17 protein-coding genes, 1 tRNA gene and 1 pseudogene are annotated in these 18,352 nt (G+C 52.2%); 8 read left to right on the forward strand and 11 right to left on the reverse strand.

What is annotated here, in order from left to right; genetic code table 11:
• Nucleotides 1–44: 44 nt before the first annotated feature.
• The 6 genes and pseudogenes from ACLJQD_RS04045 to ACLJQD_RS04070 all read right to left on the reverse strand — a co-directional run bounded on the left by ACLJQD_RS04045 (nucleotide 45) and on the right by ACLJQD_RS04070 (nucleotide 2,869).
• The gene (locus tag ACLJQD_RS04045; RefSeq protein ID WP_001199743.1) at nucleotides 45–353 is read right to left on the reverse strand and encodes a CcdB family protein; all 309 of its coding nucleotides are present in this window, start codon (nucleotides 351–353) and stop codon (nucleotides 45–47) included.
• 2 nt (nucleotides 354–355) lie between these two features.
• A complete protein-coding gene (locus tag ACLJQD_RS04050) occupies nucleotides 356–595 on the reverse strand; it encodes a type II toxin-antitoxin system CcdA family antitoxin (RefSeq protein ID WP_000016244.1) in 240 nt (79 codons plus the stop codon).
• A gap of 108 nt (nucleotides 596–703) precedes the next feature.
• A complete protein-coding gene (locus ACLJQD_RS04055; protein ID WP_031233173.1) occupies nucleotides 704–928 on the reverse strand; it encodes a CopG family ribbon-helix-helix protein in 225 nt (74 codons plus the stop codon).
• A gap of 100 nt (nucleotides 929–1,028) precedes the next feature.
• Nucleotides 1,029–1,337, reverse strand: a pseudogene (locus tag ACLJQD_RS04060) (DUF4942 domain-containing protein); the annotation flags it as partial.
• A gap of 19 nt (nucleotides 1,338–1,356) precedes the next feature.
• Entirely contained in the window at nucleotides 1,357–2,334 is a 978-nt protein-coding gene (locus ACLJQD_RS04065) for an IS630 family transposase (protein WP_223195356.1), read from the reverse strand.
• Nucleotides 2,335–2,784: 450 nt separating this feature from the next.
• Nucleotides 2,785–2,869, reverse strand: a tRNA-Leu gene (locus ACLJQD_RS04070).
• Between the two features lie 222 nt (nucleotides 2,870–3,091).
• Between ACLJQD_RS04070 and ACLJQD_RS04075 the strand changes: the two genes are divergently transcribed.
• Entirely contained in the window at nucleotides 3,092–4,111 is a 1,020-nt protein-coding gene (locus tag ACLJQD_RS04075) for an NAD(P)-dependent alcohol dehydrogenase (RefSeq protein ID WP_000152563.1), read from the forward strand.
• 27 nt (nucleotides 4,112–4,138) lie between these two features.
• Here the strand turns inward: ACLJQD_RS04075 and idnK are convergent, their stop codons facing one another.
• Nucleotides 4,139–4,669, reverse strand: a complete 531-nt coding sequence (gene idnK / locus ACLJQD_RS04080; RefSeq protein WP_017441181.1) for a gluconokinase — start codon at nucleotides 4,667–4,669, stop codon at nucleotides 4,139–4,141.
• A 216-nt stretch (nucleotides 4,670–4,885) separates the two neighbouring features.
• Between idnK and idnD the strand changes: the two genes are divergently transcribed.
• The 4 genes from idnD to ACLJQD_RS04100 all read left to right on the forward strand — a co-directional run bounded on the left by idnD (nucleotide 4,886) and on the right by ACLJQD_RS04100 (nucleotide 9,149).
• The gene (gene idnD, locus ACLJQD_RS04085) at nucleotides 4,886–5,917 is read left to right on the forward strand and encodes an L-idonate 5-dehydrogenase (protein ID WP_017441182.1); all 1,032 of its coding nucleotides are present in this window, start codon (nucleotides 4,886–4,888) and stop codon (nucleotides 5,915–5,917) included.
• 24 nt (nucleotides 5,918–5,941) lie between these two features.
• Entirely contained in the window at nucleotides 5,942–6,706 is a 765-nt protein-coding gene (gene idnO / locus ACLJQD_RS04090; RefSeq protein WP_000998688.1) for a gluconate 5-dehydrogenase, read from the forward strand.
• A 61-nt stretch (nucleotides 6,707–6,767) separates the two neighbouring features.
• Entirely contained in the window at nucleotides 6,768–8,087 is a 1,320-nt protein-coding gene (idnT, locus tag ACLJQD_RS04095) for a gnt-II system L-idonate transporter (protein ID WP_001128356.1), read from the forward strand.
• Between the two features lie 63 nt (nucleotides 8,088–8,150).
• Nucleotides 8,151–9,149: a LacI family DNA-binding transcriptional regulator gene (locus ACLJQD_RS04100; protein ID WP_001244065.1), complete on the forward strand. Its 999-nt coding sequence runs from the start codon at nucleotides 8,151–8,153 to the stop codon at nucleotides 9,147–9,149.
• A 195-nt stretch (nucleotides 9,150–9,344) separates the two neighbouring features.
• On the opposite strand, the gene lptG is transcribed toward ACLJQD_RS04100, so the two are convergent.
• The 3 genes from lptG to ACLJQD_RS04115 all read right to left on the reverse strand — a co-directional run bounded on the left by lptG (nucleotide 9,345) and on the right by ACLJQD_RS04115 (nucleotide 11,641).
• On the reverse strand, nucleotides 9,345–10,427 hold the full coding sequence (lptG, locus tag ACLJQD_RS04105; protein WP_001182242.1) for an LPS export ABC transporter permease LptG: 1,083 nt from the start codon (nucleotides 10,425–10,427) through the stop codon (nucleotides 9,345–9,347).
• The gene (lptF, locus tag ACLJQD_RS04110) at nucleotides 10,427–11,527 is read right to left on the reverse strand and encodes an LPS export ABC transporter permease LptF (RefSeq protein ID WP_000584132.1); all 1,101 of its coding nucleotides are present in this window, start codon (nucleotides 11,525–11,527) and stop codon (nucleotides 10,427–10,429) included. The genes lptG and lptF overlap by 1 nt, the downstream gene beginning before the upstream one ends.
• 63 nt (nucleotides 11,528–11,590) lie before the next feature.
• Entirely contained in the window at nucleotides 11,591–11,641 is a 51-nt protein-coding gene (locus tag ACLJQD_RS04115) for a hypothetical protein (protein ID WP_212724070.1), read from the reverse strand.
• 280 nt (nucleotides 11,642–11,921) lie between these two features.
• Between ACLJQD_RS04115 and pepA the strand changes: the two genes are divergently transcribed.
• The 3 genes from pepA (at nucleotide 11,922) to valS (ending at nucleotide 16,868) form a co-directional block, all read left to right on the forward strand.
• On the forward strand, nucleotides 11,922–13,433 hold the full coding sequence (pepA, locus tag ACLJQD_RS04120) for a leucyl aminopeptidase (RefSeq protein WP_000397158.1): 1,512 nt from the start codon (nucleotides 11,922–11,924) through the stop codon (nucleotides 13,431–13,433).
• Nucleotides 13,434–13,569: 136 nt separating this feature from the next.
• Entirely contained in the window at nucleotides 13,570–14,013 is a 444-nt protein-coding gene (gene holC / locus ACLJQD_RS04125) for a DNA polymerase III subunit chi (RefSeq protein WP_001523689.1), read from the forward strand.
• Nucleotides 14,013–16,868: a valine--tRNA ligase gene (gene valS / locus ACLJQD_RS04130; protein ID WP_017441183.1), complete on the forward strand. Its 2,856-nt coding sequence runs from the start codon at nucleotides 14,013–14,015 to the stop codon at nucleotides 16,866–16,868. The genes holC and valS overlap by 1 nt, the downstream gene beginning before the upstream one ends.
• 141 nt (nucleotides 16,869–17,009) lie before the next feature.
• On the opposite strand, the gene ACLJQD_RS04135 is transcribed toward valS, so the two are convergent.
• On the reverse strand, nucleotides 17,010–18,197 hold the full coding sequence (locus ACLJQD_RS04135; protein WP_017441184.1) for a YjgN family protein: 1,188 nt from the start codon (nucleotides 18,195–18,197) through the stop codon (nucleotides 17,010–17,012).
• Nucleotides 18,198–18,352: the final 155 nt, after the last annotated feature.

The following is an 18,352-nucleotide window of genomic DNA, read 5'->3' on the forward strand; positions in this document are numbered from 1 at the left end:
CCTTTCAGAACGGTGAACAACTCTCCATTTGACCTGCAAGCCATTCAGAACCCGTCAAAGATAAAATCGAGAGCATTTTTGATGGTTTGCCTGTGGGAACGAACGTCCATCACCTCATCACCAATCTGCGAAAGCCTGATACTCGCCATTTCGTGAGTCATCACCAGATAGTCATTACCTTCCACATTCAGAGTGGGCGTGAGGCGCTTAACTGGGTTATTTACCAACCTGCTCACAGGAAACAATGGGATAACCATGCGAGTATGCAGTTCATCAATAATATCGCTTTGCACATCAAGTAAATAAGGATAAGCCTTGCTGTTTCCTTTATTGCGATAAACCATGTATTGCATGATTAAAACGTCCTGTAATCGTCCGATAAAAGGCCGTGCTCATCAGTAATACGATTGAGCTCCTGCAAACCCGCTCTATTTTCTGCTTTCCAGCGTTCAACGCCTGTGGCGCTGATTTCCTCTTTCAGCGCGGCGGTAAGCACCGCAGACAGATTAATACCTGCATCACGGGCTTGCTGAAGCAATGCAGGTTCCAGCGTGACACTGACTGTTTTTTTATGTCGTACACTCATACCCGACATAGAGCCTCCTGAAATTACACGTGTAATAAACACATGTATCTAGTATGGGGAGTATTTAAGCAAATGGCAATGAGAGGCGACTATCTCGGATAGCAATATCTTTGCCTGTCAGGTTTCCTTTAAACGGTTAGCGAAATCCACCATGTCCGAATGACTCACCACACGACCGGCATCCACATCGGCAAGACCGGCCTGGATGCTCTGATGACGTCGCTCTCTTTCAGCCAGCATGGAGAGTAATGCTTCCTTTATGACCCAGCTCTTTGAACGATCCAGTTCTACAGCCAGATTCTCAACGGCAAGAGCCAGCTCAACTGGAATCTGAGCACTGATGGTCTATTTAGCAGAAGAAACCATAGGGATTACCTCGTTTAATAATACTTAATAACTTCTATTAAGATCAGCATAGAGGTGCCTATAAAAACATCACATCTCATTTTGCAGGCAACATCCCCGGAAAGTGCTTTGCCACGATGTCATTCATCTTTTCCACCAGATCCAGACGCTTGAACGTGATATGCCCGCTGCCTTTCTGAAAGTAGCGAACGGTGAACATATCGTCTTCATAGACCTGTTGATGCGGGTTATCGCGAACAAAATCCATAAATCGGATAGAGACATCATGCCGGTTATCGGGAATAGTCTTCCCGTCAAGCAGGTACAGCATCCGCTCCAGATCGGCGAGTTGGTCGCGCCGCCAGCCTCAGTTCAGGCTGTAGCCCCATCGGTCATATTTCACTAAATAGCTGCGCCGAATACCGCTACACTTTCGCCAGCCCATGTTTACCTCCGGGAAATGGGCTGGCCGTTTCCATAAAATGATGAGCTTTTCTTAACAGTTTCCACATCGAACGGCACTGATGATTGCGGGTTATCGTGTCGTGAAGCGCCTGCCATAGCCGTTCAACATGATTTACCCATGGCGAGTAAACCGGCTGATAAATCACCCTGAACTTCGGATTCTGCTTCAGCCAGCGCTGTGTTTCCCGGCTTTTGTGGATAATATAGTTGTCCACGATGAGCGTTATTGTTTTTGCCCGTCGGTACGTCGCCTTCAGATGCTTTAACAGACTGATAAACAAAACTGAACTTTTACTGTTTCCACCCACGTAGCTGACCTTACCTGTTCCGCTGTGCAGTGCGCCAGACAGATAATATTTTTCATTCTGTCCCGGCGTCACCACGCGTTTTTGCTGCCCGCGTGGCTGCCAGTCCGCGCCGATTTTGGGATTAAGATGGATATCCACCTCATCTTCATAAAATACCGGATGCTCTGCGCTGCATTCGTCCAGCGCTTTGTGGATTGCCGCCATCTTTTCATCTTTATGCGGGTCACGGATACGCAGGGTTGGCGCGGCCCTTCGCCACACAAGCCCCGCAGACGGCAACCAGCGGCGAACGGTTCCGGCATGTAACTGGCAACCGGTTATCTCATTGATTTTTATTGCCAGAAGTTCTGTACTCCAGCGGGAACGCTGGTAGCCAAAATCACCGGGAGAGTGTTTTACCAGCTCACGTAACAGCGTGCAGATATGCTCAAACGGCCAGCGACAGGTACGCCCGGCAGATAATGATTTCAGACCTTCAATACCCGACAACGTGAACCAGTTAATCCAGCGACCGACGGAGGAACGGGCACAGCAGAGCGTTCTGGCAACGTCGCTGACGCAATCGCCCCGGTGCAGCATCAGCATGGCAGTCAGCCTGCGGGCATAATTTTTATCGTGCGTTTTATGGATAGCTTTCTACATCAGGCGTCGTTCGTCACGGGGAATTGGTGCTATGATCGGCATCGCTCAGTCCGGTTGGTGATTTGTGATTTTTGGCGATTGATCAGATCGCACAATCCGGGCTGAGTTCCCTCAAAGTGATCTACTATTTGGCGCAGCTATTTAGGTTTTACAAGTAAGGACATGCCGTCACCGTCAACAAGTGAATACTCTTTATCCTCAGGTTTCGCAGAACGAACTTTAGTATCCGTTAGGTCATGATGGACCTCCTTCGATTGGTACCTCGTGAGTATACAAGCAATATAGAATCGGAAAATATACTCATTAGTATACTCACAAGCTTGTTGATGTGGGTTGAGTTAGATTGACTTCAGTTGAAGGAAAAATCGTGGAAAGCCTTGTGTGGCGCGGATTTCAGACATAAAAAAAGACCTCAGTTGAGGTCCATTTACATGCTTTTGGTGCCGAAGGCCGGACTCGAACCGGCACGTATTTCTACGGTTGATTTTGAATCAACTGCGTCTACCGATTTCGCCACTTCGGCACTGAAGAGGTATGCGGAAAACGTTGTGGATTATACCTGTCATACGCCGCCATGCAAGCACGAGCATACACCTGTATCGCTAAGTGCTGAAAATTTCAGCAGCGTTGAGTATTAAATAGAATAATCAGGCTACTTCCCGCCTTCTCCAGCAGATTAACGCCGGGCGTCCCTTGCCTCCATGCTCTACACTTTTCAGTTCAACACCACATTAAGGGAAACACAATGACGATAATAAAAAGCTATGCCGCCAAAGAGGCGGGCGGCGAGCTCGAACTCTATGAATATGATGCGGGAGAACTCCAACCGGAAGATGTCGAGGTACGGGTCGACTACTGCGGGATCTGCCATTCCGATCTGTCGATGATCGACAATGAATGGGGGTTCTCTCAATACCCTCTGGTTGCCGGACATGAGGTCATCGGTCGGGTAGCCGCGCTCGGCAGCGCGGCACAGGATAAGGGGCTAAAAGTCGGCCAGCGCGTTGGAATCGGCTGGACGGCGCGCAGCTGCGGACACTGCGATGCCTGTATCAGCGGCAATCAAATTAACTGCCAGGAAGGCGCAGTGCCCACTATCCTCAATCGTGGCGGTTTTGCCGAGAAGCTTCGCGCGGGCTGGCAGTGGGTAATTCCTCTTCCGGAGAATATAGATATGGCGTCCGCAGGCCCGCTGTTATGTGGCGGCATTACGGTCTTTAAACCGCTATTGATGCACCATATTACTGCTACCAGCCGCGTTGGCGTCATCGGTATTGGCGGGCTGGGGCATATCGCCATAAAGCTGTTACACGCAATGGGCTGCGAAGTCACCGCGTTCAGCTCCAATCCATCGAAAGAGCAGGAAGTGCTGGCGATGGGGGCCAATAACGTGGTGAACAGCCGCGATCCGGAAGCGTTAAAAGCACTGGCGGGCCAGTTCGATCTCATTATTAACACGGTCAACGTCGATCTCGACTGGCAGCCCTACTTCGAAGCGCTGACCTATGGCGGCAACTTCCATACCGTTGGGGCCGTATTGAAGCCGCTGCCCGTACCGGCGTTTACATTAATTGCCGGCGATCGCAGTATCTCAGGCTCGGCAACCGGAACGCCATATGAACTTCGCAAACTGATGAAATTCGCCGGACGCAGCAAAGTCGCGCCCACCACGGAACTGTTCGCAATGTCACAAATCAACGAGGCTATCCAGCACGTTCGCGACGGCAAAGCCCGCTATCGTGTAGTGCTAAAAGCTGACTTCTGACCGCCTGACTCAGCGCTTTGACAATGATCAGGAAGCGCTGAGTGCCTGACGAAAAGCCTGTACAGCCAGTCGGCACTGCTCCGTCACGTGCTCGATGTCATGATTAACATCGATACGCGCAATATCATGTTCATCGGCACACGGTCGCTCCAGCGCGTCAAACTGACTTTGCAGCAGGTCTGGCGGCATAAAATGCCCGGCACGACGCTGCATTCGCTGCAGAATGGTAGCGTAATCGCCATCCAGCCACAGGAAATGTACGTTAGGGCTGCTCTTACGTAAAATATCGCGGTACTGCTTTTTTAATGACGAGCAGACAATAAATCCCGTCTCATTTTTTTTATAAAGACTGTATGAAGCGTCATTTAATCGTTCCAGCCAGGGTAAGCGGTCTTCATCAGTTAACGGTATTCCCTGAGACATTTTATCAATGTTTTTCACCGGATGGAGATCATCGCCGTCAATAAACTTCGCAGAAAATAATGTTGCAATTTTGCTGCCTATTAAAGACTTACCACTACCTGAAACACCCATTAAAATATAGCTTTCCCCGGCCATTTAAATACCTCTGAGTCATATTCCACTCCACAATATTACGCCTCTACGTTCGACAATTTCACGTTTTTTAATTTCCATAGAGAAGAACTCTAAGGCACATCACGTTATGCGTAACATTGTAGTGTAACAATTTTCCAGCGTGACATAAGTCACAAATAGTGACAAATAAAACCGCTTAAATGCGTTCAGGGTAACTACCTGACCAGTGAGGAATTTATGGAAGTAAAAACTCAATCCTGCGTTGTTGCGGGTAAGCGTGCTGTTGCCGTTACGGAACAAAATATTGAATGGAATAATAAAGGAACACTCGTACAAATTACCCGAGGCGGCATTTGTGGGTCTGACTTACATTATTATCAGGAAGGCAAAGTCGGCAATTTTACAGTAAAAGCGCCAATGATTTTAGGTCATGAAGTGATTGGCAAAATCGTTCATAGCGACTCAGATTTATTACGTGAAGGACAACCGGTAGCGATTAATCCATCGAAGCCTTGCGGTCATTGCAAATACTGTCTGCAGCATGAAGAAAACCACTGTACTGAAATGCGTTTCTTTGGCAGCGCCATGTATTTTCCGCATGTCGATGGCGGTTTTACCCGATTTAAAGCTGTCGATACCGTTCAGTGCATTCCCTGGCCGGAACAGGCGGACGAAAAAGCCATGGCCTTTGCCGAGCCGCTGGCGGTTGCCATTCATGCGGCTCATGAGGCAGGCGATCTGCAGGGCAAACGCGTCTTTATCTCCGGCGTTGGTCCTATCGGCTGCCTGATTGTTAGCGCGGTAAAAACGCTGGGCGCGGCGGAAGTGGTATGTGCCGATATCAGTACCCGTTCTCTCTCGCTGGCCCGGCAGATGGGCGCGGATACGCTGGTGAACCCACAGCATGATTCTCTTGATGGCTGGAAAGCAGAAAAAGGGTATTTCGATATCAGTTTTGAAGTCTCTGGGCATCCTTCCTCAATCTCAACGTGTCTGGAAGTCACACGGGCCAAAGGCGTGATGGTGCAGGTTGGCATGGGCGGCGCAGTTCCCAACTTCCCGATGATGATGGTAATAAGCAAAGAAATCTCCCTGAAAGGCTCTTTCCGCTTTACTACCGAATTTAATACTGCGGTTTCCTGGCTTGCCAACCGCGTTATCAATCCGCTGCCGTTACTGAGCGCGGAATATCCATTTACCGACCTGGAAACGGCGCTGATCTTTGCCGGAGACAAAACACAGGCGGCAAAAGTTCAGCTCGTTTTCTGAGAAAGTAAAATAAGGGACACTATCATGAACGATCTTTTTTCACTGGCAGGTAAAAATATCCTTATCACCGGAGCCGCTCAGGGAATTGGTTATTTGCTGGCGACCGGCCTTGGTCGCTATGGCGCGCGCATTATTGTTAACGATATTACTCCGGAGCGCGCCGAAACAGCCGTGACGAAACTTCAGCAGGAAGGGATAAAGGCTATTGCCGCTCCCTTTAATGTCACCCATAAACAGGATATTGAAGCTGCGGTTGAACATATCGAAAAAGATATCGGCGTCATTGACGTCCTGATAAATAACGCCGGTATCCAGCGCCGTCATCCGTTTACTGAGTTTCCCGAACAGGAGTGGAATGACGTCATCGCCGTAAATCAGACCGCGGTTTTTCTCGTCTCTCAGGCCGTTACGCGCCGTATGGTGGCGCGGCAGGCAGGAAAAGTGATCAACATCTGTTCGATGCAAAGCGAGCTGGGCCGCGACACGATTACGCCATACGCCGCGTCGAAGGGTGCCGTGAAGATGCTGACTCGCGGCATGTGCGTGGAGCTGGCGCGTCATAATATCCAGGTCAACGGTATTGCGCCGGGATACTTCAAAACGGAGATGACCAAAGCGCTGGTTGAAGATGAAGCCTTCACCTCCTGGCTATGCAAACGTACGCCTGCCGCACGCTGGGGCGATCCCCAGGAGCTTATTGGCGCAGCGGTGTTTCTCTCGTCAAAAGCCTCCGACTTTGTTAACGGACATCTGCTGTTTGTCGATGGCGGTATGCTGGTTGCCGTCTGACCAGGGAAATACGACGCAGCGCGTAAGCGCTGCTATTTTGGCGCTAATAAGAGAGACGAATATGCCATTAATAATTATTGCGGCAGGCGTTGCGCTGCTGTTGGTTTTAATGATTGGCTTTAAAGTTAACGGCTTTATCGCCCTTGTTCTGGTTGCCGCCGTGGTGGGATTTGCCGAAGGGATGGGCGCGCAAGACGTCCTGCACTCCATACAAAACGGAATTGGCGGTACTCTGGGCGGACTCGCCATGATCCTCGGTTTTGGCGCGATGCTGGGAAGATTAATTTCCGATACCGGCGCCGCGCAGCGCATTGCGACGACGCTCATTAATACGTTCGGCAAAAAACGCGTGCAATGGGCGCTGGTGATCACCGGGCTTATCGTCGGCCTGGCAATGTTTTTTGAAGTCGGATTCGTACTGCTGTTGCCGCTCGTTTTTACGATTGTGGCCTCATCGGGACTGCCCTTGCTGTATGTCGGGGTTCCAATGGTCGCCGCCTTATCCGTTACGCACTGCTTCCTGCCGCCGCATCCCGGCCCTACCGCTATTGCGACAATTTTTGAGGCAAATCTCGGTACGACCCTGCTGTATGGGTTAATCATTACCATACCGACCGTGATTGTTGCCGGCCCGCTGTTTTCAAAATTGCTGGCGCGCTTTGAGAAAGCGCCGCCTGAAGGATTATTTAATCCTCATCTATTCAGTGAAGAAGAGATGCCGTCATTCTGGAACAGTATTTTTGCCGCCGTGATCCCGGTCATTCTGATGGCCATCGCAGCGGTATGTGAAATCACGCTGCCAAAAACGAATGCCGTGCGGGTTTTCTTCGAATTTATCGGTAATCCAGCAGTGGCGTTGTTTATTGCCATTATCATCGCCATTTTTACGCTGGGCCGACGCAATGGACGTACGGTTGAGCAGGTGATGGATATCGTCGGCGAGTCCATTGGCGCTATTGCGATGATTGTTTTTATCATCGCGGGCGGCGGCGCGTTTAAGCAAGTGCTGGTGGATAGCGGCGTGGGCCAATATATCTCGCAATTAATGACCGGCACCTCGCTATCTCCGTTATTAATGTGCTGGACGGTAGCCGCCGTGCTGCGTATTGCGTTAGGTTCCGCGACCGTGGCCGCGATAACCACAGCGGGCGTCGTATTGCCGATTATTAACGTAACCCACGCCGATCCGGCGTTAATGGTACTGGCGACAGGCGCGGGAAGCGTTATTGCATCACATGTTAACGATCCCGGTTTTTGGCTGTTTAAAGGGTATTTTAATCTTAGCGTCGGGGAAACCCTACGCACCTGGACCGTTATGGAAACATTGATTTCTGTCATGGGGTTGCTGGGCGTACTGGCGCTGAATGCGGTTCTGCATTAATTCATCATCCGCAGCCCAATTAACCATGGGGGCGACGTTCCCGCCCCCGGTACTGGAGAAAACATGAGGAATCACAGAATTTCTTTGCAGGATATCGCTACGCTTGCTGGCGTGACAAAAATGACGGTGAGCCGTTACATCCGCTCGCCGAAAAAAGTCGCCAGGGAAACCGGCGAGCGTATTGCGCAGATCATGGAGGAAATTAACTACATACCAAATCGCGCGCCAGCTATGCTGTTAAACGCGCAAAGTTACACTCTGGGCGTGCTAATCCCCTCTTTTCAGAACCAGTTGTTTGCCGACATTCTTGCCGGGATTGAATCCGTAACGTCGGGTCATAACTACCAAACTCTCATTGCGAATTACAATTACAATCGCGATTCGGAAGAAGAGTCCGTTATCAATTTACTGTCTTACAATATCGACGGCATTATTCTTTCAGAAAAATATCATACCCTCAGAACCGTCAAATTCCTGCGCTCAGCTACCCTTCCGATTGTAGAACTCATGGATATCCAGGGCGATCGCTTAGATATGGAGGTGGGGTTTGATAACCGTCAGGCCGCCTTTGATATGGTCAGCACCATGCTGGATAAACGCCAGCGGCGGAAAATTCTCTATCTGGGTTCAAAAGACGATATCCGTGATGAGCAGCGTTATCACGGCTACTGCGATGCGATGACGCGCCGGGGGCTAGCGCCGTTGCGTATCAATCCCCGCGCTATCTCCTCTATCCATCTGGGGATACAGCTAATGCGTGATGCGCTTACTGCGCACCCGGACGTGGATGGCGTCTTTTGTACTAACGACGATATCGCAATGGGCGCTCTACTGTGGTGCCGCGAGCGTCAACTGGCCGTACCGGAGCAGATCTCCATCGCCGGCTTCCACGGTCTGGAGATGGGCAGGCAAATGATACCGAGCCTCGCCAGCGTAATTACCCCTCGTTTTGAGATCGGGCGCAGAGCCGCGCAGATGTTGCTCAACAAAATTAAAAATAACGATCTCAACCATAATACGATTGATTTGGGTTATCAGATTTATCACGGCAGCACGTTATAAATTTTTTGATCTACTTTTTCCCGCAGCTTGCCTGAGCTTAACGCGTAGCCAAAAGCGCCACGCGTCAGGTTACGCGCTACATCATTCGAGGAATACCAGGCGGTCTGCCGGATGGCGGCGGAAAGGACTTATCAGGCCTACGGGTCCGGAGTAGGCCTGAAAAGCACAGCGCCATCAGGCCTACGATTACTGTGATTACGACTTACGCAGCATTAGCCACAGGCTAATCAGGAAGAAAGACGCGCTCGGCAGCAGCGCGCCGACAATCGGCGGAATGCCGTATACCAGCGTCAGCGGGCCAAAAATCTGGTCGAGAACGTAAAAGACGAAGCCGAAGCTAATCCCCGTCACCACGCGCACGCCCATCGGCACACTACGCAGCGGTCCAAAGATAAACGACAGCGCCATCAGCATCATCACCGCCACGGAGAGCGGCTGGAAGATTTTACTCCACATATTGAGCTGATAACGTCCGGCGTCCTGTCCGCTCGACTTCAGATATTTAACGTAGTTATGCAGACCGCTGATGGAAAGCGCGTCCGGGTCCAGCGCCACCACGCCTAACTTATCCGGCGTCAGATTCGTTTTCCAGGTGCCGCTCACCGTCTGCGAACCAGTGATCTGTTTCGGGTTTTGCAGATCGGACTCATCCACCTGCGACAAACGCCAGACCTTATGCTCCGGGTCGAATTTTGCCGAAGCGGCGTAACGCACTGACTGCAAACGACGCTGATCGTTGAAAGCGTAAATACTAATGCCGGCCAGCTCCTCGTCGCCCTTCACCCGTTCAATATAGACAAAGTTATTCCCGTCTTTCGCCCACAGACCTTGCTGGGTGGAAAGCAGCGAACCGCCATACATCGCCTGCGCACGATAGTTACGCGCCATCTGCTCGCCCTGCGGGGCGACCCATTCGCCGATCGCCATGGTTAACAGCACTAGAGGGATAGCCGTTTTCATCACCGACAGCGCCACCTGCATACGGGTGAAACCCGATGCCTGCATCACCACCAGTTCGCTACGCTGCGCCAGCATCCCCAGTCCCAGCAGCGCGCCAAGCAGCGCCGCCATAGGAAAGAAGATCTGGATATCCTTAGGTACGCTGAGCAGGGTGTACATACCCGCGCCCAGCGCGTCGTAGTTACCCTGCCCCGCTTTTTTCAGCTGATCGACAAACTTGATGATCCCGGAGAGCGACACCAGCATGAACAACGTCATCATGATGGTGGTAAAAATGGTTTTACCGATATAGCGGTCAAGTACACCAAATGGCTGCATTATACCGCTCCTTTACGCAGAAAACGGGCACGCAGGCGGCGGACCGGCACCGTATCCCACAGGTTTAAACCAATCGCCAACGCCAGATAGATCAGGTTGACCGCCCACATCCAGATAACCGGGTCCAGTTTGCCTTTACCGCCATTCGATTTAATGGAGGTCTGGATCAGGAAGAACAGCAGATAAAGCAGCATGGCGGGCAACATAGACAAGACACGCCCCTGACGTGGATTCACCACGCTGAGCGGCACGACCATCAGCGCCATCATAAATACGGTAAAGACTAACGTGATACGCCAGTGCAGCTCGGCGCGAGCGCGATCGTTGTCGGTATTCCACAGCGTGCGCATGTCCATCTGGTCGGTATCGTTCGGGTCCAGCGCCACGGCCTGATGGCCAATAATCGCCTGATAGTTCTGGAAGTCGGTGATGCGAAAATCGCGTAGCAACGCCGTCCCTTCAAAACGCGTCCCTTTGTTTAAGGTGACAACCTGAGAACCATCGCGCAACTGAGTAAGGTGTCCGGAATCGGCCACGACCACAGAAGGACGAGCATTGCCCTTAGGGCGAATTTGCGCCAGGAAAACATCGTGGAAGTCGCTGCCGTCAACGCTTTCGATAAACAGCACCGAGCTGCCGTTGGTCGCCTGCTGGAATTGCCCCTGCGCCAACGCCGCCATACCGGGGTTCGCTTTCGCCTCCGCCAGCACTTCATCCTGGTGTTTTGACGACCAGGGGCCGGCCCACATCACGTTAACCGCCGCAAGGATACCGGTAAATAACGCCAGTACCATGGCGGCCTTTACCAGCACGGCTTTGCTCAACCCACAGGCGTGCATGACCGTAATTTCACTTTCGGTATACAGTTTGCCCAGCGTCATCAGCAGCCCCAGGAACAGGCTTAAAGGCAGGATGAGCTGCGCCATTTCCGGTACGCCCAGCCCCAGAAGCGAGAGCACCAGATTTGCGGGAATATCGCCGTCAACCGCCGCGCCGAGAATCCTCACTAACTTTTGACAAAAGAAGATCAAAAGTAAGATGAAGAGTATCGCCAGCTGGCTTTTGAGCGTCTCCCGCACCAGATATCTTATGATTATCACTTTAAATACGCCCGTAAAAACCCATTTTTTTGCTGGAATTTAGCTTGTTTCATGGCTTAAACGTCATTTATTCTCTTGAGTCGTCGAAATCATCGCTAAGATCATTATACTCAGCGGATTCACCTCTCAGAACTTGTTCTGACGTGCCAATGCCGTAATAACGTTAAGATTAACACGAAGTCACCGCAACAGCGGATATGAGTTACGAAAGCTTTCAATTTCTATACTCTAATGGATTTCGAGTTGCAGGCAGGCGGCAAGACTGTGAAGCCCCGGAGCTTACATCAGGTAAGTAACAGGGATGAGCAGGCGCAGCCAACGCATCTGCAACTTGAAAGACGACGAGTATAGCTGTAGCCACCACTGTTGTCTTTAAGATTCAGGAGCATAGTGCATGGAGTTCAGTGTAAAAAGCGGTAGCCCGGAGAAACAGCGGAGTGCCTGCATTGTCGTGGGCGTCTTTGAACCGCGTCGCCTTTCTCCGATTGCAGAACAGCTCGACAAAATTAGCGACGGATACATCAGCGCATTGCTGCGTCGCGGCGAACTGGAAGGAAAACCGGGGCAGACTCTGTTGCTGCACCATGTTCCTAACGTTCTTTCCGAGCGAATCCTCCTCATTGGTTGCGGCAAAGAGCGCGAGCTTGATGAACGTCAGTATAAGCAGGTTATTCAGAAAACGATAAATACTCTGAATGATACCGGTTCGATGGAAGCCGTCTGTTTCCTGACCGAACTGCACGTCAAAGGCCGCAACAACTACTGGAAAGTGCGTCAGGCCGTCGAAACGGCCAAAGAGACGCTTTATAGCTTTGATCAACTCAAGACCAACAAGAGCGAGCCGCGCCGCCCGCTACGTAAGATGGTCTTTAATGTGCCGACCCGCCGTGAGCTCACCAGCGGCGAACGCGCCATTCAGCACGGTCTGGCCATCGCCGCCGGGATTAAGGCCGCGAAAGATCTCGGCAACATGCCGCCCAATATCTGTAACGCCGCCTACCTGGCGTCACAGGCGCGCCAGTTGGCTGACAGCTACAGCAAAAATGTCATCACCCGCGTCATCGGCGAACAGCAAATGCGCGAACTGGGTATGAACGCTTATCTGGCGGTCGGCCACGGTTCGCAGAATGAATCGCTGATGTCGGTGATTGAGTACAAGGGCAATCCATCCGAAGACGCGCGCCCGATCGTGCTGGTGGGTAAAGGCCTGACCTTCGACTCCGGCGGCATCTCCATCAAGCCGTCCGAAGGCATGGACGAGATGAAGTACGACATGTGTGGCGCGGCGGCGGTTTACGGCGTGATGCGTATGGTCGCCGAGCTTCAGCTACCGATTAACGTTATCGGCGTACTGGCGGGCTGTGAAAACATGCCGGGCGGACGCGCGTATCGTCCGGGCGACGTGCTGACCACCATGTCTGGTCAAACCGTTGAAGTCCTGAACACCGACGCCGAAGGCCGTCTGGTTTTGTGCGACGTGCTGACCTACGTTGAACGCTTCGAGCCGGAAGCCGTCATTGACGTGGCGACGCTAACCGGGGCCTGCGTGATTGCGCTGGGTCATCACATCACCGGTCTGATGTCGAACCATAACCCGCTGGCGCATGAACTGATCGGCGCGTCCGAGCAGGCGGGCGACCGCGCGTGGCGTCTGCCGCTGGGCGATGAGTTCCAGGAACAACTGGAGTCCAACTTTGCGGATATGGCGAATATTGGTGGTCGTCCTGGCGGCGCTATCACCGCGGGCTGCTTCCTGTCGCGCTTTACCCGTAAGTATAACTGGGCGCACCTGGATATCGCCGGCACCGCCTGGCGATCCGGCAAAGCGAAAGGCGCGACGGGTCGTCCGGTAGCGCTGCTGTCGCAGTTCCTGCTCAATCGTGCGGGCTTTAACGGCGAAGAGTAAGTTTGAGATTACCCCGTAGGCCTGATAAGGCGCATTAGCGCCGCCATCAGGCGTTTTGCCGGATGGCGCTGCGCTTATCCGGCCTACGGGAGGCATCATGGCAACGCATTTAAATCCACCACAAGAAGCCCCATATATGAAGAATGCGACGTTCTATCTTCTGGATAATGACACTACCGTCAACGGTTTAAGCGCCGTTGAACAACTGGTGTGTGAAATTGCCGCAGAACGTTGGCGCGCCGGCAAGCGCGTGCTGATCGCCTGCGAAGATGAGAAGCAGGCCATTCGGCTGGATGAAGCGCTGTGGGCGAGACCGGCGGAAAGTTTTGTCCCGCACAATCTGGCAGGCGAAGGCCCACGCGGCGGCGCGCCGGTTGAAATCGCCTGGCCGCAAAAACGCAACAGCAGCCCGCGCGATATTTTAATCAGCCTGCGTACAAGCTTTGCAGATTTTGCCACCGCTTTCACAGAAGTGGTAGACTTCGTCCCTTACGAAGAAACTTTGAAACAACTGGCGCGCGAACGCTACAAAGCCTACCGCGTGGCTGGTTTTAACCTGAATACGGCAACCTGGAAATAATGGAAAAGACATATAACCCCCAAGATATCGAACAGCCGCTTTACGAGCACTGGGAAAAGCAGGGCTATTTCAAGCCTAACGGCGACGAAAGCAAAGAGTCCTTCTGCATCATGATCCCGCCGCCGAACGTCACCGGCAGTTTGCATATGGGACATGCTTTCCAGCAAACCATCATGGATACCATGATCCGTTACCAGCGTATGCAGGGTAAAAACACCCTGTGGCAGGTCGGCACCGACCACGCCGGGATCGCAACCCAGATGGTGGTTGAGCGCAAGATTGCCGCTGAAGAAGGTAAAACCCGTCACGACTACGGCCGCGATGCGTTTATCGACAAAATCTGGCAGTGGAAAGCGGAATCCGGCGGCACCATTACCCGTCAGATGCGCCGTCTCGGCAACTCCGTTGACTGGGAGCGCGAGCGCTTCACCATGGACGAAGGTCTTTCCAATGCCGTGAAAGAAGTCTTTGTTCGCCTGTACAAAGAAGACCTGATTTACCGTGGCAAACGCCTGGTGAACTGGGACCCGAAGCTGCGCACCGCCATCTCTGACCTGGAAGTGGAAAACCGTGAGTCCAAAGGCTCCATGTGGCACATCCGCTATCCGCTTGCCGACGGCGCGAAAACCGCAGACGGTAAAGATTACCTGGTCGTCGCCACCACCCGTCCGGAAACCGTACTGGGCGACACCGGCGTGGCCGTGAACCCGGAAGATCCGCGTTATAAAGATCTGATCGGTAAATTCGTTATTCTGCCGCTGGTTAACCGCCGCATTCCGATTGTGGGCGACGAACATGCCGATATGGAAAAAGGCACCGGCTGCGTGAAGATCACCCCGGCGCACGACTTTAACGACTATGAAGTCGGGAAACGTCACGCCCTGCCGATGATCAACATCCTGACCTTTGACGGCGACATTCGCGAAAGCGCGGAAGTGTTCGATACCAAAGGTGAAGAGTCTGACGTTTATTCCAGCGAGATTCCGGCTGAGTTCCAAAAGCTGGAACGCTTTGCTGCCCGTAAAGCAGTCGTTGCTGCCGTTGACGCGCTGGGCCTGTTGGAAGAAATTAAACCGCACGATCTGACCGTTCCTTACGGCGACCGTGGCGGCGTGGTTATCGAACCGATGCTAACCGACCAGTGGTACGTCCGTGCAGACGTGCTGGCGAAACCGGCGGTGGAAGCGGTTGAAAACGGCGACATTCAGTTCGTGCCGAAGCAGTACGAAAACATGTACTTCTCCTGGATGCGTGATATCCAGGACTGGTGTATCTCTCGTCAGCTGTGGTGGGGTCACCGTATCCCGGCATGGTACGACGAAGCGGGCAACGTCTACGTTGGCCGCACCGAAGACGAAGTGCGTCAGGAAAATAACCTCGGTGCCGACGTTGCGCTTCGTCAGGACGAAGACGTTCTCGATACCTGGTTCTCCTCCGCGCTGTGGACCTTCTCTACGCTGGGCTGGCCGGAAAACACCGACGCGCTGCGTCAGTTCCACCCCACCAGCGTGATGGTGTCCGGCTTCGATATCATCTTCTTCTGGATTGCCCGCATGATCATGATGACCATGCACTTCATCAAAGATGAAAACGGCAAGCCGCAGGTGCCGTTCCATACCGTCTATATGACCGGTCTGATTCGCGACGACGAAGGCCAGAAGATGTCCAAATCCAAGGGTAACGTTATCGACCCGCTGGATATGGTGGACGGCATCTCCCTGCCGGAACTGCTGGAAAAACGCACCGGCAATATGATGCAGCCGCAGATGGCGGAGAAAATTCGCAAGCGTACCGAGAAGCAGTTCCCGAATGGCATCGAGCCGCACGGCACCGACGCCCTGCGCTTTACCCTGGCGGCGCTGGCCTCGACCGGCCGCGACATCAACTGGGATATGAAGCGTCTGGAAGGTTACCGTAACTTCTGTAACAAGCTGTGGAACGCCAGCCGCTTTGTGCTGATGAACACCGAAGAGCAGGATTGCGGCTTCAACGGCGGCGAAATGACTCTGTCGCTGGCGGACCGCTGGATCCTGGCGGAATTCAACCAGACCGTTAAAGCCTACCGCGACGCGCTGGACAGCTTCCGCTTCGACATCGCCGCGGGCATTCTGTATGAATTCACCTGGAACCAGTTCTGCGACTGGTATCTGGAGCTGACCAAGCCGGTAATGAGCGGTGGCAGCGAAGCCGAACTGCGCGGCACCCGCCATACGCTGGTCACCGTACTGGAAGGTCTGCTGCGCCTGGCGCACCCGATCATCCCGTTCATCACCGAAACCATCTGGCAGCGCGTGAAGGTCATTTGCGGTATTACCGCCGACACCATCATGCTGCAGCCGTTCCCGGAATATAACGCCGCACAGGTGGATGAAGCCGCGTTGGCCGATACCGAGTGGCTGAAGCAGGCGATCGTTGCGGTACGTAACATTCGTGCGGAAATGAACATCGCCCCGGGCAAACCGCTGGAACTGCTGCTGCGTGGTTGCAGCGCTGACGCGATGCGTCGCGTGAACGACAACCGTAGCTTCCTGCAAACCCTGGCGCGTCTGGAAAGCATCACCGTGCTGCCAGCCGATGACAAAGGTCCGGTTTCCGTGACCAAAATCATCGACGGCGCTGAACTGCTGATCCCGATGGCAGGCCTCATCAACAAAGACGATGAGCTGGCGCGTCTGGCGAAAGAAGTGGCGAAAATCGAAGGCGAGATTGCCCGTATCGAAGGCAAACTGTCCAACGAAGGTTTCGTCGCCCGTGCGCCGGAAGCGGTGATTGCCAAAGAGCGTGAGAAGCTGGACGGTTACGCAGAAGCCAAAGCGAAGCTGATTGAGCAGCAGGCGGTTATTAGCGCGCTGTAATCTGAAAGCCTGATGGCGCTTCGCTTACCAGGCCTACACGTTCGCTTATTGACATGGCGCGATCGGTAGGCCGGATAAGGCATTCACGCCGCCATCCGACAACATGAATTATGGGCCGACGAAAACGTCGGCCTTTTTACATCAGATAAACGGGAAGTAAGGCATGATGCCACGAGAAATCCACATTAGCGGGCTGTTTTCCAGCGGCTTCTCATCATTGGTTAACTCAAGCGAATCCAGATCGCCCTGGACCTGTGTATTCTGCGCCAGCCAGCTCACCAGCCAAATTTTCAACCACGGATAAGCCAGCCCTAAGGTCACGCCGGAAATCACAAACACCACCAGTAACCGACACAGCATACCGTGTGCAGTGACAGAGGAATGAAAACGAATCGAATCGTTCGCCAGTGACAAATTGTTTAAAAACAGGTTGCGTAACGCCACATATAAGTAACTGGTTACCACAATAATCGCGAGAAAATAGAGGAAATAACATGCCATTATCTGGCCATAATATTGCAGAATAAGCGCCCCTCCTGCCTGCGCATTCCCCATCATACTCAAAAGAATCATGTCGGTGAACACCGGCGCGATTAGATAACCAATCACGACAGCAAAAGGAAAAAGGGTCAACATTGCCAACACGCACCCTCTGATGCACGTTTTAACATTAACCTGAATCGAGAAACGATGAATGCCAAAGTTTGCGCCATTGCCAAACAAGGTCATCCATTTACTGTAGGTAATACCGTTAATGACCCCTATCCCAATAATAGCCAGCAAACCGAGAAAAACGATATTGAACACTAAACCGCCGACGGCGATGGTTACCAGTGAGATAATATAAAGAACAATATAAAGCGCCACCATCAGGAGTACCGGAAGAGCGAACATGTACCACCAGGCGCGCCGCATGGAACACTGGAATCCAAAATGTACGCCATTCAGTGAAGTCATCATCGCCTGATACTGTAATCCTTTCACCGCCATAAAAGGAATAATCGCAATTAATAAGCCGAATAGCGTAAAACCGAGACCGGGATGACCGTGTTCAATAAGAGAGAGGCTAACAATATAAATAATAAAAACTAACAACACACTAATAAATAATGCGCCGCCCGTGGCTTTGTAAGCAAAAGGCTGATTGTTTAGCGTCATATTAGTATAAATATAACGTCGACATTTCACCATCGCCCACGGCGCATAGATTCCCAACGTGATACACGTCAACAAGAAATTCACAAGGCAAATAACAAAATACTTTCCGCCCTTGCCTGTAAACACCAACGTGTGATTATGGTTATCTTTACTACTGATAACGTTATTCATGAATCATATCCCTGAATTACAATCTATTAGAATTAATAATAAAAACCAGTAAATTGTTACTGATTTGACTACGATACTATTTTTGTTTAATTTTTCCGCCTTTTATTTTGTCTGATTCAGGATCTCCTTGCGCGTAACTCAAGACGGTGGTATTA

Origin of the sequence: Salmonella sp. SAL04214, from assembly GCF_046550615.1 — a bacterium.
GTDB classification, from domain to species: Bacteria; Pseudomonadota; Gammaproteobacteria; order Enterobacterales; family Enterobacteriaceae; genus Salmonella; species Salmonella enterica.

Bases quoted from the DNA above. Each gene is read 5' to 3' on its own strand.
- ACLJQD_RS04045 (WP_001199743.1), bottom strand. From the start codon at position 353: ATGCAATACATGGTTTATCGCAATAAAGGAAACAGCAAGGCTTATCCT.
- ACLJQD_RS04050 (WP_000016244.1), bottom strand. From the start codon at position 595: ATGTCGGGTATGAGTGTACGACATAAAAAAACAGTCAGTGTCACGCTG.
- ACLJQD_RS04075 (WP_000152563.1), top strand. From the start codon at position 3,092: ATGACGATAATAAAAAGCTATGCCGCCAAAGAGGCGGGCGGCGAGCTC.
- idnK (WP_017441181.1), bottom strand. From the start codon at position 4,669: ATGGCCGGGGAAAGCTATATTTTAATGGGTGTTTCAGGTAGTGGTAAG.
- idnD (WP_017441182.1), top strand. From the start codon at position 4,886: ATGGAAGTAAAAACTCAATCCTGCGTTGTTGCGGGTAAGCGTGCTGTT.
- idnO (WP_000998688.1), top strand. From the start codon at position 5,942: ATGAACGATCTTTTTTCACTGGCAGGTAAAAATATCCTTATCACCGGA.
- idnT (WP_001128356.1), top strand. From the start codon at position 6,768: ATGCCATTAATAATTATTGCGGCAGGCGTTGCGCTGCTGTTGGTTTTA.
- ACLJQD_RS04100 (WP_001244065.1), top strand. From the start codon at position 8,151: ATGAGGAATCACAGAATTTCTTTGCAGGATATCGCTACGCTTGCTGGC.
- lptG (WP_001182242.1), bottom strand. From the start codon at position 10,427: ATGCAGCCATTTGGTGTACTTGACCGCTATATCGGTAAAACCATTTTT.
- pepA (WP_000397158.1), top strand. From the start codon at position 11,922: ATGGAGTTCAGTGTAAAAAGCGGTAGCCCGGAGAAACAGCGGAGTGCC.
- holC (WP_001523689.1), top strand. From the start codon at position 13,570: ATGAAGAATGCGACGTTCTATCTTCTGGATAATGACACTACCGTCAAC.
- valS (WP_017441183.1), top strand. From the start codon at position 14,013: ATGGAAAAGACATATAACCCCCAAGATATCGAACAGCCGCTTTACGAG.
- ACLJQD_RS04135 (WP_017441184.1), bottom strand. From the start codon at position 18,197: ATGAATAACGTTATCAGTAGTAAAGATAACCATAATCACACGTTGGTG.